Below are 24,241 nucleotides of genomic sequence, written 5' to 3'. Positions count from 1 at the left end.
TCAGAATATCTTCGCTTTTATCGCGCTATCGGCGTGACCAAACAGTCGCCTTGGTTCAAACTACAGACTTTCAAGCAGGGAGATGTAGGGCGATGCAAGGCCACCCAGACGTAATCGATTACCTCAACACGTTGCTGACCGGCGAACTGGCCGCGCGTGATCAATATTTCGTTCATTCGCGGATGTATGAGGACTGGGGTTTCACCAAGCTCTACGAACGTATCAACCACGAGATGGAAGAAGAAGCCGGGCACGCTGATGCCCTGATGCGTCGCATCCTGATGCTTGAAGGTACGCCGCGCATGCGTCCGGATGACCTGGATGTCGGCACCACGGTACCTGACATGCTCGCTGCGGATCTGCGACTGGAATACAAGGTCCGTGCCGCGCTTTGCAAGGGCATAGAGCTCTGCGAGCAGCACAAGGACTACGTCAGCCGCGAGATGTTGCGCATCCAGCTGAACGACACTGAAGAAGATCACACCTACTGGCTGGAGAAGCAGTTGGGTCTGATCAAGCTGATTGGCCTCGAGAACTACCTGCAATCGCACACCTGATTCTGCTTTGCAGGAGCACGGCTTGCCGGCGATGGCGTTTTAGAAGTCGCCATCGCTAGCAAGCTTTGCTCCTACAGGTGCAAGACATAAAAAAGCCCCTGTCACCGATGAAGTGACAGGGGCTTTTTCATGGGCCTTGATCAGGCCTTGTCGCGAGCCAACAGCGGTTTCAAGTAGAAGCCGGTGTGAGATTGCTTCATCTCCGAGACTTCCTCCGGCGTACCGACGGCAATAATCTGCCCACCTTTGGAACCACCTTCCGGCCCCAGATCCACCAACCAGTCCGCGGTCTTGATCACGTCCAGGTTGTGCTCGATCACCACCACTGTGTTGCCGTGGTCACGCAGACGATGCAGCACGTCGAGCAATTGCTGGATGTCCGCGAAGTGCAGGCCGGTAGTCGGCTCATCGAGGATATACAGGGTCTTGCCGGTATCGCGCTTGGACAGCTCACGGGACAGCTTCACCCGCTGGGCTTCACCACCAGACAGCGTCGTTGCCGACTGCCCGAGCTTGATATACGACAGGCCGACATCCATCAACGTCTGCAGCTTGCGCGCCAACGCCGGAACCGCGTCGAAGAACACCCGCGCTTCCTCGATCGTCATCTCGAGGGTTTCGTGGATGTTCTTGCCCTTGTACTTGATCTCCAGTGTTTCGCGGTTGTAGCGCTTGCTCTTGCAGACGTCGCACGGGACATAGATGTCCGGCAGGAAGTGCATTTCCACCTTGATCAGGCCATCGCCCTGGCAAGCTTCGCAGCGTCCGCCCTTCACGTTGAAGGAGAAGCGTCCTGGGCCGTAACCACGGGAGCGCGACTCCGGCACGCCGGCGAACAACTCGCGAATCGGCGTGAACAGCCCGGTGTAAGTCGCCGGGTTGGAGCGCGGCGTCCGACCGATCGGGCTCTGGTCAATGTCCACAACCTTGTCCAGATGCTCCAGGCCCTTGATGCTGTCGTGAGCGGCAGCTTCAAGGGTCGTGGCGCCATTGAGTGCCGTGGCGCTCAGCGGGAACAGCGTGTTGTTGATCAGCGTCGATTTGCCCGAACCGGACACGCCCGTCACACAGGTCAGCAGACCCAGAGGGATCTCCAGATCGACATTGCGCAGGTTGTTACCGCGAGCACCCTTGAGCGACAGGGTCAGTTTTTTGTTACGCGGTGTACGTTTGGCCGGTACGGCAATCTTCACTCGGCCCGACAGGTATTTCCCGGTCAGCGAATCCGGGTGAGCCATGACTTCGGCTGGGGTGCCTTCAGCAACAATGTGCCCGCCATGTACGCCGGCACCAGGACCGATGTCTACCACGTAGTCCGCCAGACGAATCGCGTCTTCGTCGTGCTCGACCACAATCACGGTATTACCGATGTCCCGCAGGTGCTTGAGGGTGCCGAGCAACCGATCGTTGTCCCGCTGGTGCAAGCCAATCGACGGTTCATCGAGGATGTACAGAACCCCGACCAGACCTGCGCCGATCTGACTGGCCAGGCGAATACGCTGAGCCTCACCACCAGACAACGTGTCGGCGCTGCGATCCAGCGACAGATAATCCAGACCCACGTTAACCAGGAACTGCAGGCGCTCGCGGATTTCCTTGAGAATTTTGTCGGCAATCTCACCACGGCGCCCGGTCAGCTTCAGTACGCCGAAATACTCACAGGCGTCGCCGATTGGCAGGTTGGTGACCGCTGGCAAGGTCTTCTCGCCCACCCACACGTGCCGCGCTTCGCGACGCAGACGGGTGCCACGGCAATCCGGGCAAGGCTGGGTGCTGAGGAACTTGGCCAGCTCTTCACGGACCGAGGCGGACTCGGTTTCGCGGTAGCGGCGTTCCAGGTTCGGCACGATGCCTTCGAACGGGTGCGAGCGTTTGACGATGTCGCCACGGTCGTTCAGGTATTTGAAGTCGACGTTCTGCGAACCGCTGCCGTGCAGGATGAACTTCTGCTGATCGGCCGGCAGGTCGTTGAACGGCACTTCGAGGCTGAACTTGTAATGGGACGCCAGCGACCCGAGCATCTGGAAGTAATAGACGTTGCGCCGGTCCCAGCCGCGAATCGCGCCTTCGGCCAAGGTCAGTTCGCCGTTCACCAGTCGCTTGATGTCGAAGAATTGCTTAACCCCCAGGCCATCGCAGGTCGGGCAGGCGCCGGCCGGGTTGTTGAAGGAGAACAGCTTCGGTTCCAGCTCGCTGATGGCGTGGCCGCAGATCGGGCAGGCGAAGCGGGCGGAGAAGATGATCTCTTCGCCGGGCTCGTCGTCCATCGGTGCCACCAGAGCGATACCGTCCGCCAGTTTCAGCGCGGTCTCGAACGACTCGGCCAGACGCTGTTGCAGATCGGCGCGGACCTTGAAGCGGTCCACCACCACATCAATCGAATGCTTCTTCTGTTTATCCAGCTTCGGTAACTCGTCCAGCTCGCAGAGCCGGCCGTTGACCCGCGCCCGCACAAAACCTTGGGCACGCAGTTCTTCGAAGACCGACAGGTGCTCGCCTTTACGTTCGCGAATCACCGGCGCCAGCAGCATCAGTTTGCTGCCTTCCGGTTGCGCCATCACCAGGTCAACCATCTGGCTGACAGTCTGGGCTTCCAGTGGAATGTCGTGGTCCGGGCAGCGCGGAATACCGACGCGGGCGTACAGCAGGCGCAGGTAGTCGTAGATTTCGGTGATGGTGCCGACCGTCGAACGCGGGTTGTGCGAGGTCGACTTCTGCTCGATGGAAATCGCTGGCGACAGGCCTTCGATGGTGTCGACGTCAGGCTTTTCCATCATCGACAGGAATTGCCGGGCGTAGGCCGACAGCGATTCGACATAGCGGCGCTGGCCTTCGGCGTACAGCGTGTCGAAAGCCAGGGACGACTTGCCGGATCCGGACAGGCCGGTGATGACGATCAGTTTGTCCCGTGGCAGGGTCAGGTCGATGTTCTTCAGGTTGTGGGTTCGGGCCCCACGAATCAGGATCTTGTCCAAAGTGGCCTCGCTCGGCGGGCGTCGAAAACGTAGGAGTATACGGCCAAATACTGGATGGATGCACACTATCAAATACGGAGTGCGCAGGCTTACATGAAGACTGCGTCATCTATGCGCGTCATAGCGTCGCGATATACCCCGTCAATCGATGGGACTGGTAGAATCGCCGCCGGTTCACATGAGGTTTTTCCATGCACGATCCCAACAGCGAACGCATGAGTGGCAGTGAGACCCGCGCAGCCAGCGGTCTGGCCCTGGTGTTCGCCTTCCGTATGCTTGGCATGTTCATGGTGTTGCCGGTACTGGCGACCTATGGCATGGACCTGGCCGGAGCGACCCCGGCCCTGATCGGGCTGGCGATTGGCGCTTACGGCCTGACCCAGGCGCTGTTCCAGATTCCGTTCGGTTTCATTTCCGACCGTATCGGTCGGCGCCCGGTGATTTACCTGGGCCTGATCGTTTTTGCCCTCGGCAGCCTGCTGGCGGCCAATGCCGATTCAATCTGGGGCGTCATCGCCGGACGCGTCCTGCAAGGCGCCGGGGCGATTTCCGCGGCGGTCATGGCGTTGCTGTCGGACCTGACCCGGGAACAGCACCGGACCAAAGCCATGGCCATGATCGGCATGACGATTGGTTTGTCGTTCGCCGTCGCCATGGTCGTCGGCCCCTTGCTGACCCGTGCCTTCGGCCTGTCCGGGTTGTTCCTCGCCACTGGCGGCATGGCGTTGTTCGGCATCGTCATCGTGATGTTCATGGTGCCGCGCGCTACTGGCCCGTTGCAGCATCGCGAATCCGGCGTTGCCCGCCAGGCGCTGATCCCGACGCTCAAGCATCCAGACCTGTTACGGCTGGATCTGGGTATTTTTGTGTTGCACGCGATGTTGATGTCGAGCTTCGTCGCATTGCCCCTGGCCCTGGTGGAAAAAGCCGGGCTGCCCAAGGAGCAGCACTGGTGGGTATACCTGACTGCGCTGCTGATCTCCTTCTTCGCCATGATCCCGTTCATCATCTATGGCGAGAAGCGACGCAAAATGAAACGAGTTTTGCTGGGCGCCGTCGCGACGCTGATGCTCACTGAGCTATTCTTCTGGCAGTTCGGCGATAGCTTGCGGGCTCTGGTGATCGGGACGGTGGTGTTCTTTACCGCGTTCAATCTGCTGGAAGCGTCCTTGCCATCGTTGATCAGCAAGGTTTCACCGGCGGGCGGCAAAGGCACGGCGATGGGGGTTTATTCCACCAGCCAGTTCCTCGGTTCGGCGCTGGGCGGGATCCTCGGTGGTTGGCTATTCCAGCATGGCGGTTTGTCGGTTGTCTTCCTCGGATGCGCCGGCCTGGCTGCCCTCTGGCTGGCCTTTGCTGTTACCATGCGCGAACCTCCCTACGTGACGAGCTTGCGCTTGCCATTGTCGCCCGAGGCGATCCGCGAAGCGGGTCTGGTCGAGCGCCTGAAGGCCGTCGTAGGGGTAACAGATGCAGTGGTCGTCGCAGACGAAGCGGCGATTTACATCAAATTGGACACAGAACTATTGGATCGCACGACCCTTGAGCGCTTGGTGAACAACCCGGCCGAGGCAGCGTGCGTAGCCTAGGAGAACGTTATGGCCCGTGGGGTTAACAAAGTCATATTGGTCGGCACTTGCGGCCAGGATCCCGAAGTTCGCTACTTGCCTAACGGTAACGCCGTGACCAACCTGAGTCTGGCGACCAGCGAACAGTGGACTGACAAGCAAACCGGTCAGAAGGTCGAGAAGACCGAATGGCACCGTGTTTCGATGTTCGGCAAAGTGGCCGAAATCGCCGGCGAATACCTGCGTAAAGGTTCGCAGGTCTACATCGAAGGCAAGCTGCAGACCCGCGAGTGGGAAAAAGACGGTATCAAGCGTTACACCACTGAAATCGTGGTCGACATGCAAGGCACCATGCAACTGCTGGGCGGCCGTCCACAACAGGGCGACCAACAAGGCGGGGGCAACAACTACCAGCAGTCCGCTCCAGCCCCACGCCAGCAGCAGGCTCCGCGTCCGCAGCAGTCGGCTCCGCAGCAGTCGCGCCAGGCTCCGCCGCCACAGCAGGCAGCACCGCAACCGGCTCCGGATTTCGACAGCTTTGATGACGATATCCCGTTCTGATCCCTAACTGGTTCAGAACCGCGAACAAAAAAAAGCGAAGCCATCTGGCTTCGCTTTTTTGTGGGCGCTGTTTTAACGGGCGTTCACATTGGCCCGGGCCGAGTGCAGCTTCTTGTAGCTTTCGATCAACCGCAGGTGCCGGTCGAGCCCCTCGAGTTTCATGCTGGTCGGCGTCAGGCCGTGGAAGCGTACGCTGCCGTCCACCGAGCCGATCGCTGCTTCCGTGCGCTCGTTGCCAAACATCCGGCGGAAATTGGCTTCGTAGTCTTCCAGTTCCAGGTCTTCGTCCAGTTTCATCTCCAGCACCACATTGACCGCCTGGTAGAACAAGCCGCGCTCCACCGTGTTGTCGTTGTACTGCAGGAACATTTCGACCGCTTCTTTCGCCTCTTCATATTGCTGCAGGGCGAGATAGATCAGCAGCTTCAACTCGAGGATGGTCAGCTGACCCCACGCGGTGTTGTCGTCAAATTCGATGCCGATCAACGAGGTGATGTCGGTGTAGTCGTCCAGCTCACTTTCCACCAGACGCTCAACCAGCGCTTTCAGTTCTTCTTCGTCCAGGCGATGCAGGTTGAGGATGTCGGCGCGGAAGAACAGCGCTTTGTTGGTGTTATCCCAGATCAGGTCGTCCGCAGGATAGATTTCCGAGTAGTCCGGCACCAGGATGCGGCACGCCGTTGCGCCGATGTGCTCGTAGACCGCCATGTACGATTCTTTGCCCATGGCTTTAAGAATGCCGAACAAGGTCGCGGCTTCCTCGGCGTTCGAGTTTTCACCCTGGCCGGAGAAGTCCCACTCTACGAATTCGTAATCCGACTTGGAGCTGAAGAAGCGCCACGACACCACGCCGCTGGAGTCGATAAAGTGCTCGACGAAGTTGTTCGGCTCGGTCACCGCATGGCCTTCAAAGGTCGGCTGTGGCAGGTCGTTGAGGCCTTCGAAGCTGCGACCCTGGAGCAATTCGGTGAGGCTGCGTTCCAGCGCCACTTCCAGGCTCGGGTGCGCGCCGAACGAGGCGAATACACCGCCAGTGCGCGGGTTCATCAACGTGACGCACATCACCGGGAATTCACCGCCCAGGGACGCATCCTTCACCAGCACCGGGAAGCCTTGTTCTTCCAGCGCCTGAATCCCGGCCAGGATCCCGGGGTACTTCGCCAGCACCTCGGCCGGCACATCCGGCAGAGCAAATTCGCCTTCGATGATTTCGCGTTTGACCGCGCGCTCGAAGATCTCCGACAGGCATTGCACCTGGGCTTCAGCCAAAGTATTGCCGGCGCTCATGCCGTTGCTCAGGAACAGGTTCTCGATCAGGTTGGACGGGAAATACACCACTTCACCGTCCGACTGGCGCACGTACGGCAGCGAGCAGATGCCGCGCTCTTCGTTGCCCGAGTTGGTATCGATCAGATGGGAGCCACGCAGCTCGCCGTCGCGGTTGTAAATCTTCAGGCAGTACTCGTCGAGGATTTCGCTCGGCAGTGCATCTTTACGGCCAGGCTTGAACCAGCGTTCGTCCGGGTAATGCACGAACGGCGCGTTGGCGATGTCTTCGCCCCAGAACTGGTCGTTGTAGAAGAAGTTGCAGTTCAGACGCTCGATAAACTCGCCCAATGCCGACGCCAATGCGCCTTCCTTGGTCGCGCCCTTGCCGTTGGTGAAACACATCGGCGAGTGCGCGTCGCGGATGTGCAGCGACCACACGTTGGGCACGATATTGCGCCACGAAGCGATTTCAATCTTCATGCCCAGGTCAGCCAGGATGGCCGACATGTTGGCGATGGTCTGCTCCAGCGGCAGGTCCTTGCCGGCAATAAAAGTGCTCGCCTCGGAACTGGACGCCGGCATCAGCAAAGCCTGGGCATCGGCGTCGAGGTTATCGACTTCTTCGATGACAAACTCAGGCCCGGCTTGCACCACTTTTTTCACGGTGCAGCGGTCGATGGAACGCAGGATGCCTTGGCGGTCCTTGTCGGAAATGTCCGCGGGCAGCTCGACCTGAATCTTGAAAATCTGGTTGTAGCGGTTTTCCGGATCAACAATGTTGTTCTGCGACAGGCGGATGTTTTCCGTGGGAATGCTGCGCGTGTCGCAGTACAACTTCACGAAATAAGCCGCACACAACGCCGAGGACGCCAGGAAGTAATCGAACGGGCCCGGTGCCGAGCCATCGCCCTTGTAGCGGATAGGTTGATCGGCCACCACCGTGAAGTCGTCGAACTTGGCTTCAAGTCGAAGGTTGTCGAGAAAGTTGACCTTGATTTCCATGGGGGATTACCAGCATAACGGCAGACGAATTGGCCGCCATTATCCGGCTTTTCAGACGTATGTCTTGTCGTTGTCGGGGCCAGAGCCTGTTTCACCCGAAAGCCCGATGCACGGCACCGGGCTTTTTTATAAGTGAAGTGCCGATCAATCAAGAATCAGGTGCGGCAGAAACCGGCTCGAATCCTTGGTGATCAGGCTGTTGTCTTCCCGCACGCCGATGCCGGCCGCCTGGTCGCCAATCACCCACGAACCCACCAGGGTGAAGCTGTCGCCAAACTGCGGCAACGGCGCAAATTCCTGAAGGATAAACGGCGCATCCGTGTAGGGCCCGTCCTCTTTCACAATCAGACCCTCGGCCGTTTGCAACTCGATGTTGGCGCCTTCCCGGGAGAAAAAAGGTTTGCGCACCCAGCCTTTCGGCACGGCTTTGTTCGGGTCGGTATCCACGTGCGCCGCGAGCAGATTCGGGTGGCCTTTGTTGAACGCCCACAACAGCGGCAGGATGCCTTTGTTGGAGATGATCGCTTTCCAGGCTGGCTCGAAAAACTGCGTATCGCTCTGGGCAATCGCGGCGCCGAACGGTTCGTGGAAGATGAATTCCCAGGCATGCAGCTTGAACAGGTGCGGGATCCAGCGATCTTCAAGATCGACGAAACGTCCGTCACTGGTCAGGCCGATGTCTTCGAGGTCGATGTGGCGGGATTCGATTCCGACCTTCTCCGCAATCAGGCGCAGGTAGTCGGTGGTGCCTTTGTCTTCGACCGAACCTTTCATCGAGGCGAAATAGAACGGCTGCTTGAGTTGCAGTTGGGCAAAGGCCTGGTGCAGCTTGGTGTCGATGCTGTTGAACTGGTCAGCATGCTTGGGCAGCAGGCCGCGTTCGATGCATTGCTCCAGCCAACCCCACTGAAACGCCGCCGCTTCGTACAGGCTGGTCGGCGTGTCGTAGTTGAGTTCCAGCAACTTGGCCGGGCCGCTGCCGTTGTAGGAGAAGTCCATGCGCCCGTACAAATGCGGGTGGCCTTCGAGCCATGAAGTACGGACCAGGTCGAAGAACGGCGCGGGAATGCTCAGGCGCTCCAGCAATTCCTCGCTCTGCACCACCCGGGCCACCAAGTCCATGCACATCTCATGCAGCTCGGTGGTCGGGTCTTCTAGGTCGTTTTCGATCTGCTTGAGCGTGAACTGGTAATACGCGCTCTCGTCCCAATAGGGCTCGTCGTCGATGGTGTGGAACATAAAGCCGAGGCTTTCGGCAGTCTGTTTCCAGTCGGGACGCTCTGCGCAGAGGATTTTCTTCATGGCCCTGTTCCCTTAGCTGCTTGAGCCGCCCGAACTCTTGCCCGAACCGCCCCAACCACTGCGTGCGCTGGCCTGGCTGCCGAAGCCGCCGCGAGAGGTCGCAGAGGAAACCGTCGCCGACTTGCTGCGGCTGACGGTGTCGGCGTAATTGCTGCTGCCGTAGCGCGCCTGATTGGACTTGTTGAAGGTCGAACCCGACGAAACCCGCTGGCTGAGTGTCGAGTTCGAGTAGCTGCCGCGATCATCGCGGTAGCGGTAGACCGGTTCGGAGTAGTAGCTGCTGCGGTTGCCGCTGAGCATGTTGCCCACCAACATCCCCATCAGCAGGCTGCTGCCGGAGAATCCGGAATCACCGACGGCGCTCGCTTCGGACGCCGGCAGTTTCGACTTGGCCGCGTCCACTTCCGATTGCGTCACCTCGCCATCGGCGTTCAGTTCGAAACCGCCGAGTTTGGGGATGAACTTGCCGGCGGAGTCCTGTTGGCACCAGTCGGCGACGAAGTCAGCATCGCAATCGGCCTTGTTGTCGTACACCGGCGCAATGCTGCGATGCTGGGTCATGGCCTTCATGTAGGCGTCAGAGCAGATGTCGACCGGAAGCTTTTCATCGGCACACTGCTGGACGGACTGGAAGTTGTACTTCTTGTGGATCTCGTAGGTTTTTTCTGATGGCCCGCAGCCTGAGATCGCCATGGCAACTGACGCGGCGAGCGAGAGCTGAACGTACTTGCTTCGTTTCATCACAATCTCCGTTTGCGCGATCAGTTCTGGGACGGGGTCATGCACGCGGCGTTGAGCATGCCGACGCTGATGGCCACGGCTGCCACGTAGATGCCGGCAGCGATTTCACCGTTGCGAATGCGCTCGGACGTGCCCTTGAGTACCAGGCTGGTCATCAGGAACGCCAGCAGTTGGACGAACGCGGCAATGACCGCCCAGACCACGAAGTCGAGGATGCTGATCGAGTAGGCAATCACGTTGCTGGCCGGAATGGCGAAGCCGATGATCGCGCCGCCCAGGGCAATCGCCGCCGCGACGTTGCCCGAGCGGATCAGTTCGAACTCTTTGTGCGGGGTAATGCGGGTATAGATGAACTGGAACAGCGCGAACAGCACGGCCGCGCCGATGATGTAGGTGACAAACCCGAGCACAGCGGCCTTGTTCAGGGAGATAGAGAGCGCTTCTAGCATGGCATTCTTCCTTTTTTTAAATGGTGTTCAGATCGGTGGTGTACAGCGAAATGCCCAGCGATGTGCTCAAGCTGATGCTGCCTTCGGCGTCCTCTTCGACGGAGAACAGCAGGAACTCCCGTCGATCGGTCAGCCCGGTTTCACGGGCGTACAGCATCGAGCGGTGCTCAATGGTGTAGGCCTCGTTCGGGTTCTTCAGGTTTTCGCTCAGGGCGACCAGCTCGGTTTGTCCGTTCTCGGTGCCCCATTCGCGGGTGAATTCGACGCCTTTGTGGGCGTAGTAGGGCAGCCCGATCAGGCTTTGCGGGCCGGCCAGGCGACTCAACTCCGCCTCACTGCTGATGGTCACGTAGCTGAGGTAGTTGAACAGGATGACCGACTCGACCTGCCCGGCGATGTCGCCGGTGGTGTGCACTTGCAGCCAATAATCTTCGTCGTTCATGTAATAGCGTGACAGCCAGTTCGACTGCCCGAGATCGACCGTGCCGGCGCACCAGATCTGCTGGGAGCCGGGGATGGTCACGGCGGTTTTTTCGTCGAGCAGCAATGTGAGCGTGCTGTCGAACATCACGCCTTTACCCAGCGCCAGGCCCAGCGGGCCGACTGCCTGCTGGCTGGCGTTGGCTGTCCAGTTCGGGTCCGCTTTAGGAGCCGGGGCCTCAAGCCCCATCAACTGTTTAAACCATCCCATTGGAGATTTCCTTGAGGCGAGTGGAGGCGATGTAGAAGAGTTCACCGCCCTCAATGCGCGTGGCGTTGGGCGGATTGATCGATGGTTGCTGGGCGCCTTTGGCGCGATAGCCGATGAGGGTCGCGTTGTGGCGGTCTTTCATGCGCGCGTACAGCTCGCCGAATGTTGCCACATAGTCCGGCGCCAGTTTCATGAGGTATTGCGTGGCGCCCTGGCCGACGCATAACAACTCGTTGATGACCACGGACGAGCCCGGGTCCTGCGACGCGCGCACCAGCATCTCGATGGCCATGCTTGAGGTGCATTCCAGGCTGGGCGCGTAGGAGCTGGCGAGGGCGGCGATTTCGCTTTCGTTGAAGTGCGCCACCACGTGTCCGACCGGGCTCAGTTGATTGACCGCCAGCACGGTGGCCAGGGTCAGGTCGTCGGAATGGGTGCGCACCAGCACGCGTTCGGCACCGGGCACACCGGCCCGTATCAGTAGCGCGCTGGAGGACAGGCTTTCACCTTTGATGAAGGCGGCTTTGCCCGGCATCGGGTTTTCTTCGAGGTCGCAATCGCAAATGACGATCAGGTTGTCATTGGAGGTTTCATCCTCCAGCAGCAGCTCGATGACCCGCTCACTGGACGAACCTTCCCAGCCAATCAGCACCGTATGGCCAGACTTGCCGCTGAAATCGCCTTTGCCCTTCATGCCTTTTCTCCATACATCAATGACGCTGCTGGTGGTTTTGCCGATGGCTGCCGTGAGCAGCGCAATGCCGCCAAGCATGACCCAAGTGGCCACGAACACCCGCCCGGCCGCCGTTTGCGGCGCGAGATCGCCGTAGCCGACCGTCAGCGTGGTGGTGAGATAGAAGTAGGTGAACGTCGCGGGGGCGGTGAGGTGTTGTTCGCCCAGAAGCACCAGGCCGAGGTAAGCCGTGCTCAGGTGTATGCCCAAGGCAATTGCCAGTCCTGCCCAGCCGAAACGGTGGAAGAAGGTCGCGGCATACACGCGTAATAAAAGAAAAATCGACATGGCGTCCCTGACTCCGTGGGAAAACTCGTTCCAGGCACTATGCGTGGTTCGAATCCGCATCTACCGGGCGGCATTAAACCTGTTGCCGGGCGCCGAGAGAAGTACCTTTGCCGCAATAAATCCGGCGAATGCCCCGGCAATATGGCCTTCGAAAGAAACCCCCTGGCGCGGCAGAAAGCCGAAGACCAGCCCGCCATACAACAAGGCGACGACCGCCGCCGTGATCAGGTTGCCCCAACTGTGCTGGAACCAGGCGCGGAACAGAATGTACGCCCACAACCCGAACACCCAGCCGCTGGCGCCGATGTGCAGGCCGGAAAAACCGAACAGCCAGACCAGCAAACCACCCAGGCCAATGATGATCGCGCTGACGGCCAGGAAGCGGTTGAGCCCATCGACGATGACCAGGGTGCCGAGGATCAAAAAGGGAATCAGGTTGGCGCTCAGGTGCGCGAACGAGGCGTGGAGGAAAGGCGACGTGAGGATGCCGGGCAGTCCGTAGAGTGTCCGCGGGACCAGGCCGAATGACAGCAGGCTGTAGCCGCTCACGAAATTGAGCACTTGCAGCGCCACCATGAAAAGGGCCAGGCCGGCGATTGTCTTGAAACCCTTCAGGGCATCCATTCTTGACCTCGACTCTACAAAAAAAGACAGGGCTCGACGCTCAATGCCAGTTAGTTAAGAGATGCACCTGGCAATGAGTTACTTGTGGCGAGGGAGCTTGCTCCCGCCGGGCTGCGAAGCGGCCCCTCTTTCTACCTGACAAGAAGGGGACTGCTGCGCAGCCCAACGGGAGCAAGCTCCCTCGCCACAGGTTCGGTGTCAGGCCTGACTGATTGGAGTCAGGCAGGCCCGGACCGGTTACTCGGCTTACTCAGCCGATTTTTTCTTCAGACGATCCAGGATCGCATTGGCACTGCCCGAATCCGGGGTGATGCCAGCTTCGCGCAGTTTGCGCTCCAGGTCCGTGCCGGTCGACGCGTCGGCCAGTTCATCCTGGGCTTGCAGTTCGGCAGCGCGTTGCTGCTGCTTGGCCTGCAAACGGTTCAGCGTGCCGACGGCCGTTTCCAGCTTGCCGTTGGCGCCGCCACTGGCGATCGAAGCGCTGACCTGGGCTTTCTGTACGCTTTCGCGCGCCTTGGCCATGTCCACTTGCTGGCGCAGGCTCTTGATGCGGTTTTCGGCCTTGGTGATGTCTTTGCGCATGTTGTCCGCGTAACCGCCGAATTCGCTGGCCTGCTTTTGCTCGACCTCGAGTTCGTTGGTCAGGGTCGAAATGGCTTCGGCGACTTCCAGCGCCAGGTCTTCGCGGTTGGCCTGGATCGCAGCCATGGCCTTGGTTTCAAGGTCCTGGATCTTGGCGTTGTACTCGGCCACACGATCCGCCGACAGTTTGTGCTTGGCCATGATGGTGACCAGCTCGCGCTTGGCGTTGGCCAGGGCGGTGTCAGCATCGCGGATTTCCTGGTCGAGGATGCGCAGGGCCTGTTGATCGACGATGGCTTCGCCGACTTCACTGGCACCGCCGCGCAGCGCGGTGAACAATTTGCTCCAGATGGACTGAGTCATTGGATATGCCCTATGGCTGAATAATTAATGGAAGAAACGTTCAAAGGCTTCGCTGGCGCGCTGCACATTGTCGACGAGGGTTTTGACCTCGGTCACGACGTTGGTCAGGCTCGAATCGGAGCTCAGGGCGCCGAACATGTTGTAGACGACCTGGCCGTTCGGCATCGACTCGATACCAATCGAGGACAGCGGGAACAGCTCGCGGCTGCGCAGCACGGCGTCGTTGAAGGCTGCGACGTCCTTGATCGACTCGACGTCCACCAGCACGGTGTCGACGATGATCTGCTCGCCCACGACCGCGATGTAAATCGGCAAGCCGCCAAAGTCGTTCATTTCCAGCTTGATGCTGGATTCGGAGCCTTGAACGAGGGAAAGGGTGATGTCGTTGGAAACCACGTCATCCAGGGCCTGGAGGGCGCTGAAGAGGCGGTCGATGTTCCAGTTGTTACCTGCGCTCATGAAATTCTCCGACATGAATGAGCCAGCCAGGATCGGTTGGCGTAGCTGTTTCTCCATCTGCTTGAGCAGGCTTCGGTTTTCGGGAAGCACCCAAGTCTCGTGTTTCACATAACCGGCGGCACCCAGGCCCGCGCGCATCTGCTTCATGTAGAAGCTCGACGGTTTTTTCGCGGACGGTTTCGAGCGCTCTCCCTTGCGACTCGCTGTATCGGTAACAGGCTCGGCAGGCGGACCTGATGCAGAGCTGCTTTTCATACTGGTGACTCCGTTGTGAAATCTCACGCGTGAGAAACACTACAGGGATTGTCTGGCCCTCTCAATAGCTCACGCGTGAGGATTTTTACCAACGGAAATACAAAAGCCCGCAGCGCGAAAACACTGCGGGCCTCAAATCGCCTCCCGAAGGCTGCGATCTTTTGATTTTTCTCAGGTCATGCCGTTAGCGCCCAGCCCCAAGAAACTCATCAGCCGACACCACGCTCGCATAAGCAAACCCCAGTGCCGACATAAACGCGGCGTGAACGTGGGCGGCAGGCACCGTAACGCCATTGAACTCCAGATCGCGAGTGGCGCAGGCGTCATGGATCACGGTCACGGTGTAGCCCAGGTCGGCGGCGGCGCGGGTGATGCCATCGACGCACATGTGGCTCATGCTGCCGACGACCACCAGATGCTCAACGCCTTGTTCATCGAGGATGGCTTGCAGCTCGGTTTCGCGGAACGAGTTGACGAAGTGCTTGAGCACCACCGGCTCGTCGGCGCGGTTGAGGACTTTGGGGTGCAGCTTCGCGCCGTCCGATCCCGGGGTGAAGAACGGCGCGGCGTCCGAGGTGAATTCATGGCGGATATGCACCACCGGGTCGCCGGCCTCGCGAAAGGCGTTGATCAAGCGTACGGCGTTGTCCGCCGCCGCGTCGGCGCCGACCAACGGCCACTTGCCTTGGGGGAAGTAGTCGTTCTGGATATCAACTACGATGAGCGCTTGCTTGGCCATGGGTGTTTCCTCGAAGTGTGTGTAGGTGTGGAATCAAGTATTGGCGCTGGCCGACCTTCCGGGGATTGGCCGCACCGACAATAGAAGGGGGAAAACTGACAATGGGCCTAGAAAGAGCGGTCGCCGAACTGGGTGTGCTGATCTATCCCGGCGCGCAGATGGCGGCGGTGCATGGGTTGACGGACCTGTTCGGCGTTGCCAACCGGATCGCCGCCGAGCATCAGGCGGCGCAGTTGCCGTTGCTGCGGGTCAGTCATTGGCGGGGCGAGGGCGATCAGGTGCCCGAGCGGGTGTATGACAGTCATCCCGGCCCGGACAGCGGCTTGGTGGCGGTGATGATCCCGCCGTCGATTGGCGGTTTTTCCGAAAGTCAGGCGCCCCAAGGGCTGCTGCGCTGGATTCGTCAGCAACACGGGCAAGGCGCGACGCTGGGCGGCGTGTGCGTGGGTTCGATCCTGTTGGCCGAAAGCGGTTTGCTCGATGGTCGCAGCGCCACCACCCACTGGACCTCGGCCAAAGCCTTTGCCGAACGTTACCCGGCGATCAAGCTCCTGGCCGATACGCCCATCGTCGATGACGGCGACCTGATCACCACCGCCGGGCTGATGGCGTGGTCCGAGCTGGGCTTGCGCATGGTCGACCGCTTGCTCGGGCCGAGCATCGCCGCCAGCACTGCGCGGTTTCTGGTGATCGAACACAGCGACAGCGCGAGCCAGTGCGGCAGCAACTTTGCGCCGATCCTCAGCCATGGCGATGGGTCGATTCTCAAGGTCCAGCATTGGCTGCAAAGCACCGGCGCGACCGACGTGTCGCTGACCGCGATGGCCGAACGGGCAGGGCTGGAGGAGCGCACCTTCCTGCGCCGATTCCGCGCGGCGACCGGGCTCAAGCCTACCGAGTACTGCCAGCACCTGCGGGTCGGCAAGGCCCGGGAAATGCTGGAGTTCACCAACGGCACCATCGATCACATCGCCTGGACCGTGGGTTATCAGGACCCAAGCGCATTTCGCGCCACGTTCAAGAAAATCACCGGGTTGGCGCCGAGTGATTACCGGACCCGGTTCGGCATAACACCGCCTCGAAATCCGTAGGAGCAAAGCTTGCTCGCGAAAGCGTCGGAACATCCAACATCGATCTGCCTGACAGGCCGACATCGCGAGCAAGCTATGCTCCTACAGAGGAGCGTCGTGCAAAATGCCGGGGCCCGGGAACAGGTCGTGCAGAATAAACGGGCTCAATGCCACCACGGCTAGAGCAAATGACTGATCTCAAAGTCATTTCCAACCGGCCACCGTTGGCCTGATCTCTGCACCATCAAGCCACACTCATCAAGCGCAGATTGAAGGGGGACGCATGACCCCAACAAACCGCAAAAAACTGGTCGTCGCTCACTCCGTGCGGCCTGAAAGCCCGCTGCACGAAGTCGAGACCAATCGCGCGCTGGCCCGTTGGCTGGCGCAGATCCTCGGGCTCAAATACGGCGGCAGCTACGACCCCGAATTGCACAACGGCCGAGACTTGTACCTGTTGCCGACCCAGACGCTGGTCGGCGCCGCCGCTGCGCTTAAGTTTGGCGTCAAGGGGCCGGAAGATCTGTGGGGCGGTTATGTCGACTACGACTTTATCTGCACCAAAGCCATCAGCCACGGTTTGCTCAACCGCGATGCATTCGCCCCCGAAGGCTGGTCGCCACTGTTTTCCGAGCGGGTGCGCAGTGTGGTGCTCGACGGTCTTAGCGTGTTTTCCCTGGAGGATGCGCGGCCGGCGGCGGAGCACTTGCTCTACAGCGGCCCGATCCGCCTCAAACCGATTCATGCCTGCGCCGGGCGCGGCCAGGAAGTGATCAAGAGCCTCGACCAGTTCGATGCCATCCTCGCCCGCCCCGACGCCGAGCAATTGTTCACCGAAGGCGTGGTGCTGGAGCAGGACCTCGACCAGGTCATCACCCACAGCGTTGGCCAGACGTTTATCGGCGACAAAGTGCTGAGTTACTGCGGTGATCAATACTTGACCGAAGACGGGCACGGCGAGCAGGTTTATGGAGGCTCCAATCTGCTGGTGGTCCAGGGTTACTACGAGGACCTGCTGGAACTGGAATTGCCCGAGGATGTGCGCCTGGCGATTCAGCAAGCCCAGGTGTTCGACAGCGCGGCGGACGAGGCTTACCCCGGTTTTTATGCGTCGCGGCGCAATTACGACATCGCCCAGGGGCTGGACAGCAACGGCAAACAGCGTAGCGGCGTGCTTGAACAATCCTGGCGCATGGGCGGTGCCAGCAGCGCCGAAATCGCGGCGTTGCAAAGCTTCGTCAACGATCCGGGGATGCGCGCGATTCGTGTGTCGTCGGTGGAAACCTACATCGAGCAGCCGCTGCCGGCGGACACCATCGAGGTCTATCGTGGCCCGGCGCAAGACAGTGACTTTCTTCTCAAGTACGTAACGGTCAAATCCTATGACGGCTAGAAGCGAAACCATAGAAATCGACATTGACGGCGAACAGATGACCGGGCATTTCCTCAGCCCCAAATCGAAAGTCCCGGGCGTGTTGTTTGTGCACGGCTGGGGCGGCAGTCAGGAACGGGATCTGGAACGGGCCAAAGGCATCGCCGGCCTCGGTTGTGTCTGCCTGACCTTCGACCTGCGCGGGCATACCGGCGGCACCGGCATTGCGTTGTCCCAGGTGACCCGGGAAGACAATTTGCGCGACTTGCTGGCGGCGTACGATCGCCTGCTCGCGCATCCGGCCCTCGATACTTCGGCGATTGCGGTGGTCGGCACCAGTTATGGCGGTTACCTGGCGGCGATTCTCACGTCCTTGCGTCCGGTGCGCTGGCTGGCGCTGCGGGTCCCGGCGCTGTACCGCGACGAGCAGTGGCACACACCCAAGCGCGAACTGGACAAGGTGGATTTGCTCGATTACCGCAGCACGCTAGTACATGCCGCGAACAATCGGGCGCTGCATGCCTGCGCGGCGTTTACCGGGGATGTGTTGCTGGTGGAATCGGAGACGGATGATCACATTCCCCATGCGACGATCATGAGTTACCGCGCGGCGTGCCAGCAAACCCATTCGTTGACCCACCGCATCATCGACGGTGCCGATCACGCGTTGACCGACCCGATTGCACAACAGGCCTACACCTCGATCCTCGTGGACTGGATCACGGAAATGGTGGTGGGTGAGCGGTTGAGCATTATTCAGTCCAGTTGAAATTGCGGTGTTCTTAAGACCATTCGCGGGCAAGCCTTGCTCCTACAGGGGATGTGTCGTTCGCGAAATCCCATTCACCACGACCCCCGTAGGAGCGAGGCTTGCCCGCGAAGGCGTCTTCCGCATCACCGCTAATCTCAAGAAGGTTTCTTCGAAATCCGCAACGTCTTGGCCTTCGCCTCCACCACCAGGTACATCACCAACGCAATCAACAGCGGCAAGATGAAATAAATCGCCCGATACGCCAGCAACCCCGCCACCAGACTGCCCCGCGACACCTCATGTTGCAGCAGTGCCACGAACACCGCCTCCAACACCCCAAGCCCCGCCGGAATGTGGGTGATGACCCCGGCAATCGCACTGATCAACAACACGCCCAACACCAGCGGATAGTCGAGCTTGCTCGGCAGCAGGGTGAAAATCACCGCCGCCATCAACGACCAGTTCAATGCCCCGAGCGCCAGTTGCAGCACCGCCATGCGCAGCGACGGCAAGTCGATTTCCACGCCGCGAATCGCCCACTCCCGGCGCTTGGAAAACTGACACGCCGCCAGATACCCCGCGCTCAGCAGCAGCAACACCACCCCGACGATTTGCAACGCATCGCTGCTCAGCTTCCAGCCAGGCGGCATCCTCACCAGCCCGCTGCTGAAGATCGCGCCGGCAATTAGCATGTAGCCAATCCAGTTGGTGGCCAGGCTCAGCCCGAGGATTTTCGCGATGTTGCTTTTGCTCACGCCGAGACGCGAATACAGGCGATAACGCATGGCGATGCCGCCGACCCACGCGCTCAGATTCAGGTTGAAGGCGTAGCTGATGATCCCCACCGGCAGGATCTGTTTCCAGGTCAGGTCCTGGCGGATGTAGGTGCGGCCGATCAGATCGAAGCAGGCGTAAACCAGGAAACTCAGCAGCGTCACGCCAGACGCAATGATCAGCGTGCGCACCTTGAAATCCGCCAGTGTGTCGAACACCTCGTTCCATTCCAGGCGCTGGGCGAGCATGGTCAACAGCACGATCAGCGCCAGGAAAAACAGCATCGTCAGCGGTTTTTTCCAGCGGCTCCAGCGGGATTTTGCCGGGCTGTCGGCCTGGGCGACGGAGGGGGCATCAGCGCGGCTCATGGTGGTCGCTCCCGGTCGGATGAGTGAAAGGTTTGAGCCGTGGCTTGTGCGCCGGCAGCCAACCGGCCCACGCCGGGAAATGCCGCAGGAAGTGGAACACCATGAAGCCCACGGTCATGTGCCAGACCCGCCCGCGCGGTGCCTTGTCCGGGGACATGGCCTTGCAGTGGTGATTGCTCAGCTCTTCCAGGCGTTCGAATAACTCCCGGTTGAAGGTCCGGTCGCGGATCAACACGTTGGCTTCCAGGTTCATCGACAGGCTCAACGGGTCGAGGTTGCTCGAACCGACGGTGCTCCAGTCCTCGTCCACCAGCGCCACTTTGCCGTGCAGCGGGCGGTCGCAATATTCGTAGATCCGCACCCCGGCCTTGAGCAAATAGTCATAGGTCATGCGCGCCGCCAGCTTGGCCACCAGCATGTCCGGCTGGCCTTGCAGGATCAGCCGCACATCCACGCCCCGGCGCGCGGCGTTGCGGATCTCGCGCAACAGGCGATAACCGGGGAAGAAGTAAGCGTTGGCGATCACCACCCGGCGTTGGGCGCTACGCAGAGCCAGGCGATAAACCTCCTCGATGTCGGTGCGATGGTCGTTGTTGTCGCGGTACACCAGCCGCACCTGGCCGTCATGGTCGCTGAACGCCAGTTCCGAACGTCGTTGCCGACGGCGCTGCCACCAGTATTTGGCCCTGACCGGACGGCCGCTTTGCAGCAGCGCGAAGTGATGAATGTCAGCCACTGCCGGGCCTTGGACTTCAACGGAATAATCCTGCTTGGCCTCCGGGCCGAAGTCGGCCAGGTGATCGCCGGAAAAATTGATCCCGCCGATAAACGCGATGGTGCCGTCGACCACCACGATCTTGCGGTGCAGGCGCCGGAACCAGTTAGTGCGAAAGCCCAAATGCTTGGGCGCCGGGTCAAACATCTGGATGTGCACGCCGGCCTCGTTCAGCGCCGCGAGATACCCCGTGCTCAGTTCGCCGCAGCCAAAACCGTCGAGGCTGATGGTCACCCGCACGCCACGCCGGGCCGCGTCCATCAGGATCTGCTGCAACTCGGTGCCGACCTTGTCCTCCCACAGGATGAAGGTCTCCAGGAGGATTTCACTCTTGGCTTCGCGCAACACCTCAAACACCCGGGGGAAATACGCTTCGCCGTTTTCCAGCAACTCGACCCGGTTGTTGCCGTGCCAGGCGTATTCCACGTCGGCCGCTGCCGGCTCGCCCAGTGGCGGCGCGGCGATGTGTTCCACGGCGGCTTTTTCCATCGAGGGATTGTTCATAGCTCGATCTCCACCGACAGCGGTGCATGGTCGGAAAGGTGGGACCAGGGCCGCGCCGCCAATACTTGCGGGCGGCTGGCCTTGAGGTTGCGTACGTAGATGCGGTCCAGGCGCAACGTCGGCCAGCGCGCCGGAAAACTGCGCGCCGGTTTGCCATGGTGTTCGGCGAAAACCTCGCGCAAACCACAGGGTTTGAGCAAGGCATCGGCACGCTGGCGCCAGTCGTTGAAATCGCCCGCGACAATCACCGGCGCATCGCTCGGCAGTTCTTCCAGGCGTTCGGCCAGCAACTTGAGTTGTTCCGTGCGATGGCTTTCCCGCAGCCCGAGGTGCACACAAATCGCGTGCACTTCCTGGCCGTCACCGGGCAGGCGCAGTACGCAATGCAGCAGGCCACGGTTCTCATGGCCGCTGATGGACACGTCGAGGTTGTCGTGGCGGATGATCTGGAATTTCGACAGCAACGCATTGCCGTGATCGCCCGCCGGGTACACCGCGTTGCGGCCATAGGCGAACTGCGGCCACAGGGTGTCGGCGAGGAATTCGTATTGCGGCATGGTCGGCCAATTGCTGTAGCGCTGGGGATGCTGCTCGTGGGTGCCGTGGACTTCCTGCAAAAACACCACGTCGGCGGAGACACTGCGCACCGCTTCGCGCAGTTCGGGCAGGATGAAGCGCCGGTTGAGCGCGGTGAAACCCTTGTGGGTGTTGACCGTCAGCACGGTAAAGCTGCGCACTGCTGTGATCACGGTTTGCTGCTCGTCGGTGCCGCCTATCGGTTCGGAAAGGCTCATGACAGCACCCCTTCGGCGGCGGGCTCGCCGGGGCGGGTGGCGAGCTCTTTATCGAGGTGGAAGCGTTCCAGCAGGCGGCGTGCATCGAAAGGTGCGCGGACCTTGATGTCGTTATCGAAATAGCAGAACACTTCCCGGGATTTGCGCACCTTGGGTTTCTGTCGTGGCGCGATCAACTGCGGATCGGTGGGTTGTTGACCGTGGTTCCACGCCTCGATCCGCTCGCCCCAACGCTTCAGCGCCTGGGGCGTGTAGCCGCTGGCGTAGAGTGCTTCGGCACCGTGCAGGCGCAGGTAGACGAAATCGCTGGTGAGGTCTTCGCGGTACGGCCATTTGCCGGCGGTGTCGGCGATCACCAGGGCGGTGTTGTAGCGTCGCAGCAGACGGGTGAAGGCCGGGTCGACGAAGCTCTCGTGACGAATTTCCACGGCGTGGCGCATCGGTTTTTTGCCGTGGGCCTTGAGGCTGGCGTGGCCGTGCAGATGCGAATCATGCTGGCGGGCGAGGGCGGCGGCCTGTTCGGTGGTGTGGGGCAGTTGTTCGAGGAAGTGTTCAAACAGTTCGGCGTCGAATTTGAAGCTGGGCGGGAATTGCCAGAGGATCGGGCCGAGCTTGTCCTTGAGCTCCAGCACCCCGGAGGCGAAGAAATTCGCCAAGGGTGTATGGATGTCCCGCAAGCGGCGGATGTGGGTGATGAAACGCGGGGCCTTGACGCTGAAGACGAAGCCCGATGGGGTTTCGTCGTACCACTGCAGATAGCGTTCGGGCCGTTGCAGGGCGTAGAACGATCCATTGATTTCGATGCTGTTGACCGCCCGCGAGGCGAATTGCAATTCGCGCTTGTGGGTCAGGCCTTTTGGATAGAAGCCCCCGCGCCACGGCGTGTAGCGCCAGCCGGAAATACCAATGTGAATCGCCGCCATGTGTCCCTCCCGTCGTTTGCCCGCCATTTCTGGATGACTGTCGGGCAAACGAGAAAGTTTCCGTGGGACTACGGACGGTACACACGCAACGCATCACACCTGTGGGAGCAACGCTTGCTCGCGATAGCGGTCTATCAGTCACATCAAAGCCGGATGTGCCGCCGTCACCGCAAACGGTCAGTGCCCGGCGACAACCCGCGTCGAGCTCTCGGCATACACCGGCCCCAACCGATCAAGACGACCACTCCACATGGTCAACGCCAGGGCCACCAACACCACCAGCCCGCCTATCCACGCCGTGTGAATCAGCCCCATGTGCGCGACGATCAACCCGCCACCCCAAGCCCCCCCGGCAATCCCGAGGTTAAACGCTGCAATGTTCAGCCCCGATGCCACATCCACCGCCTGCGGGGTGTGATGCTCGGCCTGACGCACCACGTAAACCTGCAAGCCCGGCACGTTGCCGAACGCCACCGCACCCCAGACCAGCACGGTGGCCAGGGCCAGCCATGGATTGCCGGCGGTGAAGGTCAACACGAACAACACGGCAGCGAGCAGGGCGAAGATGATTTTCAGGGCGCTGATCGGGCCGCGTTTGTCCGCCAGTTTGCCGCCCCAGATGTTACCGACCGCCACCGAGATGCCGTACACCAGCAACACCAGGCTGACGGTGCTGGCGCTGAAACCCGAGATGTCCTGAAGAATCGGTGCCAGGAAGGTAAACGCAATGAACGAGCCGCCGTAACCGACCGCCGTCATGGCATACACCAGCAGCAGGCGCGGTTGTTTGAGCACCTGCAATTGCTGCAACAGCGACGCGGGTTTGCTGTGGGCGATGTTCTTGGGCACGTAGATCAGGCTGCCTATAAACGCGATCACACCCAGGGCCGACACGGCGAGGAAGGTTTCACGCCAGCCGAAATGCTGACCAATGAAGGTCCCCAACGGCACACCGGTGACCAACGCCACGGTCAGGCCCGTGAACATGATTGCAATCGCGCTGGCGGCTTTTTCCTTTGGCACCAGGCTGGTGGCGATGGTCGAGCCAATCGAGAAAAACACCCCGTGGGCCAGGCCGGTGACGATCCGCGCAATGATCAGCGATTCGTAGCTTGGGGCTTTCCAGGCCAGCAGGTTGCCGAGGGTGAACAGCACCATCAGCGACAACAGCAGCAATTTGCGCGGGACTTTGCCGGTGAGGGCAGTCAGCACCGGCGCGCCGATGGCCACACCCAGGGCGTAGAGGCTGACCAGCAGGCCGGCGGACGGCAGGCTGACCCCGAGGTCGGCGCCGATGGTGGGTAACAGGCCAACGATGACGAACTCGGTCGTCCCGATGGCGAAGGCGCTGAGGGTCAGCGCGAGCAAGGCAATGGGCATGACTGCAACTCCGGTGGGTTATTTGATGGAGCGCAGTGTCGGGGTTTGGGTTATGCGGAAAAATAGAGGGCTGGACATTTGATATTTGCGTGCTGGTCAAATATCACCAAGAACGGTGATGACCTGTGGCGAGGGGGCTTGCCCCCGTTCGGCTGCGAAGCAGTCGTAAACCCGGCAAACGCGGTATACCTGAAGAACAAGGTCGGATGGTTTTGGGGCCGCTTCGCAGCCCAACGGGGGCAAGCCCCCTGGCCACAGAGGGTGTTCCACACCACAGAGAGCCTCTGGGCTGGTTATCTCGCGGCCAAAACCGAACTTGCCTGGCATTTGCCGATCAGTTCCTTACAGACCCTTCGCAAGGAGCTCCGCGTT

The 24,241-nt window shown here is 60.5% G+C and carries 22 protein-coding genes; 6 read left to right on the top strand and 16 right to left on the bottom strand.

Translation table 11 applies throughout. The annotated features are described in order from the left end of the window. Positions 1-92 precede the first annotated feature (92 nt). Positions 93-557 (top strand): bacterioferritin, encoded by a 465-nt coding sequence (gene bfr, locus ACY4LX_RS30170; protein ID WP_008030905.1) that lies wholly within the window; start codon positions 93-95, stop codon positions 555-557. Between the two features lie 140 nt (positions 558-697). On the opposite strand, the gene uvrA is transcribed toward bfr, so the two are convergent. Beyond that, entirely contained in the window at positions 698-3,532 is a 2,835-nt protein-coding gene (uvrA, locus tag ACY4LX_RS30165; RefSeq protein ID WP_149662053.1) for an excinuclease ABC subunit UvrA, read from the bottom strand. A gap of 191 nt (positions 3,533-3,723) precedes the next feature. Here uvrA and ACY4LX_RS30160 point away from each other — a divergent pair, with 191 nt between their 5' ends. Continuing rightward, a complete protein-coding gene (locus ACY4LX_RS30160; protein ID WP_149662052.1) occupies positions 3,724-5,121 on the top strand; it encodes an MFS transporter in 1,398 nt (465 codons plus the stop codon). Positions 5,122-5,130: 9 nt separating this feature from the next. After that, entirely contained in the window at positions 5,131-5,661 is a 531-nt protein-coding gene (locus tag ACY4LX_RS30155) for a single-stranded DNA-binding protein (protein WP_123404375.1), read from the top strand. A gap of 72 nt (positions 5,662-5,733) precedes the next feature. Here the strand turns inward: ACY4LX_RS30155 and ACY4LX_RS30150 are convergent, their stop codons facing one another. The 10 genes from ACY4LX_RS30150 to ACY4LX_RS30105 all read right to left on the bottom strand — a co-directional run bounded on the left by ACY4LX_RS30150 (position 5,734) and on the right by ACY4LX_RS30105 (position 15,158). Further along, complete coding sequence (locus ACY4LX_RS30150; RefSeq protein ID WP_463258616.1) at positions 5,734-7,932, bottom strand: OsmC domain/YcaO domain-containing protein; 2,199 nt, start codon at positions 7,930-7,932, stop codon at positions 5,734-5,736. A gap of 144 nt (positions 7,933-8,076) precedes the next feature. Then, positions 8,077-9,234, bottom strand: coding sequence for a glutathionylspermidine synthase family protein (locus ACY4LX_RS30145; protein ID WP_463258615.1), 1,158 nt, complete (start codon positions 9,232-9,234; stop codon positions 8,077-8,079). Positions 9,235-9,246: 12 nt separating this feature from the next. After that, positions 9,247-9,975 carry a DUF1190 domain-containing protein gene (locus tag ACY4LX_RS30140; protein ID WP_149660973.1) on the bottom strand — a complete coding sequence of 243 codons (729 nt, stop codon included), beginning with the start codon at positions 9,973-9,975 and terminating at the stop codon, positions 9,247-9,249. Positions 9,976-9,995: 20 nt separating this feature from the next. After that, positions 9,996-10,424 carry a DUF350 domain-containing protein gene (locus ACY4LX_RS30135; RefSeq protein WP_123404383.1) on the bottom strand — a complete coding sequence of 143 codons (429 nt, stop codon included), beginning with the start codon at positions 10,422-10,424 and terminating at the stop codon, positions 9,996-9,998. 16 nt (positions 10,425-10,440) lie between these two features. Then, a complete protein-coding gene (locus ACY4LX_RS30130; RefSeq protein WP_149660971.1) occupies positions 10,441-11,115 on the bottom strand; it encodes a DUF2491 family protein in 675 nt (224 codons plus the stop codon). Next, positions 11,102-12,136: an ion channel gene (locus ACY4LX_RS30125; protein ID WP_149660970.1), complete on the bottom strand. Its 1,035-nt coding sequence runs from the start codon at positions 12,134-12,136 to the stop codon at positions 11,102-11,104. The genes ACY4LX_RS30130 and ACY4LX_RS30125 overlap by 14 nt, the downstream gene beginning before the upstream one ends. A gap of 60 nt (positions 12,137-12,196) precedes the next feature. Continuing rightward, the gene (locus ACY4LX_RS30120) at positions 12,197-12,760 is read right to left on the bottom strand and encodes a rhomboid family intramembrane serine protease (RefSeq protein ID WP_149660969.1); all 564 of its coding nucleotides are present in this window, start codon (positions 12,758-12,760) and stop codon (positions 12,197-12,199) included. A 246-nt stretch (positions 12,761-13,006) separates the two neighbouring features. Further along, positions 13,007-13,705 carry a PspA/IM30 family protein gene (locus tag ACY4LX_RS30115; protein ID WP_149660968.1) on the bottom strand — a complete coding sequence of 233 codons (699 nt, stop codon included), beginning with the start codon at positions 13,703-13,705 and terminating at the stop codon, positions 13,007-13,009. Positions 13,706-13,729: 24 nt separating this feature from the next. Next, the gene (locus ACY4LX_RS30110) at positions 13,730-14,311 is read right to left on the bottom strand and encodes a YjfI family protein (protein ID WP_149660967.1); all 582 of its coding nucleotides are present in this window, start codon (positions 14,309-14,311) and stop codon (positions 13,730-13,732) included. A gap of 292 nt (positions 14,312-14,603) precedes the next feature. Then, positions 14,604-15,158, bottom strand: coding sequence for a cysteine hydrolase family protein (locus ACY4LX_RS30105; RefSeq protein ID WP_463258614.1), 555 nt, complete (start codon positions 15,156-15,158; stop codon positions 14,604-14,606). A 101-nt stretch (positions 15,159-15,259) separates the two neighbouring features. Between ACY4LX_RS30105 and ACY4LX_RS30100 the strand changes: the two genes are divergently transcribed. The 3 genes from ACY4LX_RS30100 to ACY4LX_RS30090 all read left to right on the top strand — a co-directional run bounded on the left by ACY4LX_RS30100 (position 15,260) and on the right by ACY4LX_RS30090 (position 18,369). Next, on the top strand, positions 15,260-16,249 hold the full coding sequence (locus tag ACY4LX_RS30100) for a GlxA family transcriptional regulator (RefSeq protein ID WP_463258613.1): 990 nt from the start codon (positions 15,260-15,262) through the stop codon (positions 16,247-16,249). A 262-nt stretch (positions 16,250-16,511) separates the two neighbouring features. Then, positions 16,512-17,621 carry a DUF3182 family protein gene (locus ACY4LX_RS30095; RefSeq protein ID WP_463258612.1) on the top strand — a complete coding sequence of 370 codons (1,110 nt, stop codon included), beginning with the start codon at positions 16,512-16,514 and terminating at the stop codon, positions 17,619-17,621. Next, entirely contained in the window at positions 17,611-18,369 is a 759-nt protein-coding gene (locus ACY4LX_RS30090; protein WP_149660963.1) for an alpha/beta hydrolase family protein, read from the top strand. The genes ACY4LX_RS30095 and ACY4LX_RS30090 overlap by 11 nt, the downstream gene beginning before the upstream one ends. A gap of 137 nt (positions 18,370-18,506) precedes the next feature. Here the strand turns inward: ACY4LX_RS30090 and ACY4LX_RS30085 are convergent, their stop codons facing one another. From ACY4LX_RS30085 to ACY4LX_RS30065, 5 genes are all read right to left on the bottom strand, one after another. Further along, positions 18,507-19,493: a lysylphosphatidylglycerol synthase domain-containing protein gene (locus ACY4LX_RS30085; RefSeq protein WP_463258611.1), complete on the bottom strand. Its 987-nt coding sequence runs from the start codon at positions 19,491-19,493 to the stop codon at positions 18,507-18,509. Then, positions 19,480-20,772 carry a cardiolipin synthase ClsB gene (gene clsB, locus ACY4LX_RS30080; RefSeq protein WP_463258610.1) on the bottom strand — a complete coding sequence of 431 codons (1,293 nt, stop codon included), beginning with the start codon at positions 20,770-20,772 and terminating at the stop codon, positions 19,480-19,482. The genes ACY4LX_RS30085 and clsB overlap by 14 nt, the downstream gene beginning before the upstream one ends. Further along, positions 20,769-21,566, bottom strand: coding sequence for an endonuclease/exonuclease/phosphatase family protein (locus tag ACY4LX_RS30075; RefSeq protein ID WP_463258609.1), 798 nt, complete (start codon positions 21,564-21,566; stop codon positions 20,769-20,771). The genes clsB and ACY4LX_RS30075 overlap by 4 nt, the downstream gene beginning before the upstream one ends. Further along, positions 21,563-22,489 (bottom strand): DUF72 domain-containing protein, encoded by a 927-nt coding sequence (locus tag ACY4LX_RS30070; RefSeq protein ID WP_149660959.1) that lies wholly within the window; start codon positions 22,487-22,489, stop codon positions 21,563-21,565. Before ACY4LX_RS30070 ends, ACY4LX_RS30075 begins: the two co-directional genes overlap by 4 nt. A 177-nt stretch (positions 22,490-22,666) precedes the next feature. Next, complete coding sequence (locus ACY4LX_RS30065) at positions 22,667-23,869, bottom strand: MFS transporter (RefSeq protein WP_463258608.1); 1,203 nt, start codon at positions 23,867-23,869, stop codon at positions 22,667-22,669. Positions 23,870-24,241: the final 372 nt, after the last annotated feature.

The sequence above is a fragment of the Pseudomonas sp. Emmai genome (genome assembly GCF_055179735.1).
This window is presented reverse-complemented; position numbering and strand designations above follow the sequence as displayed.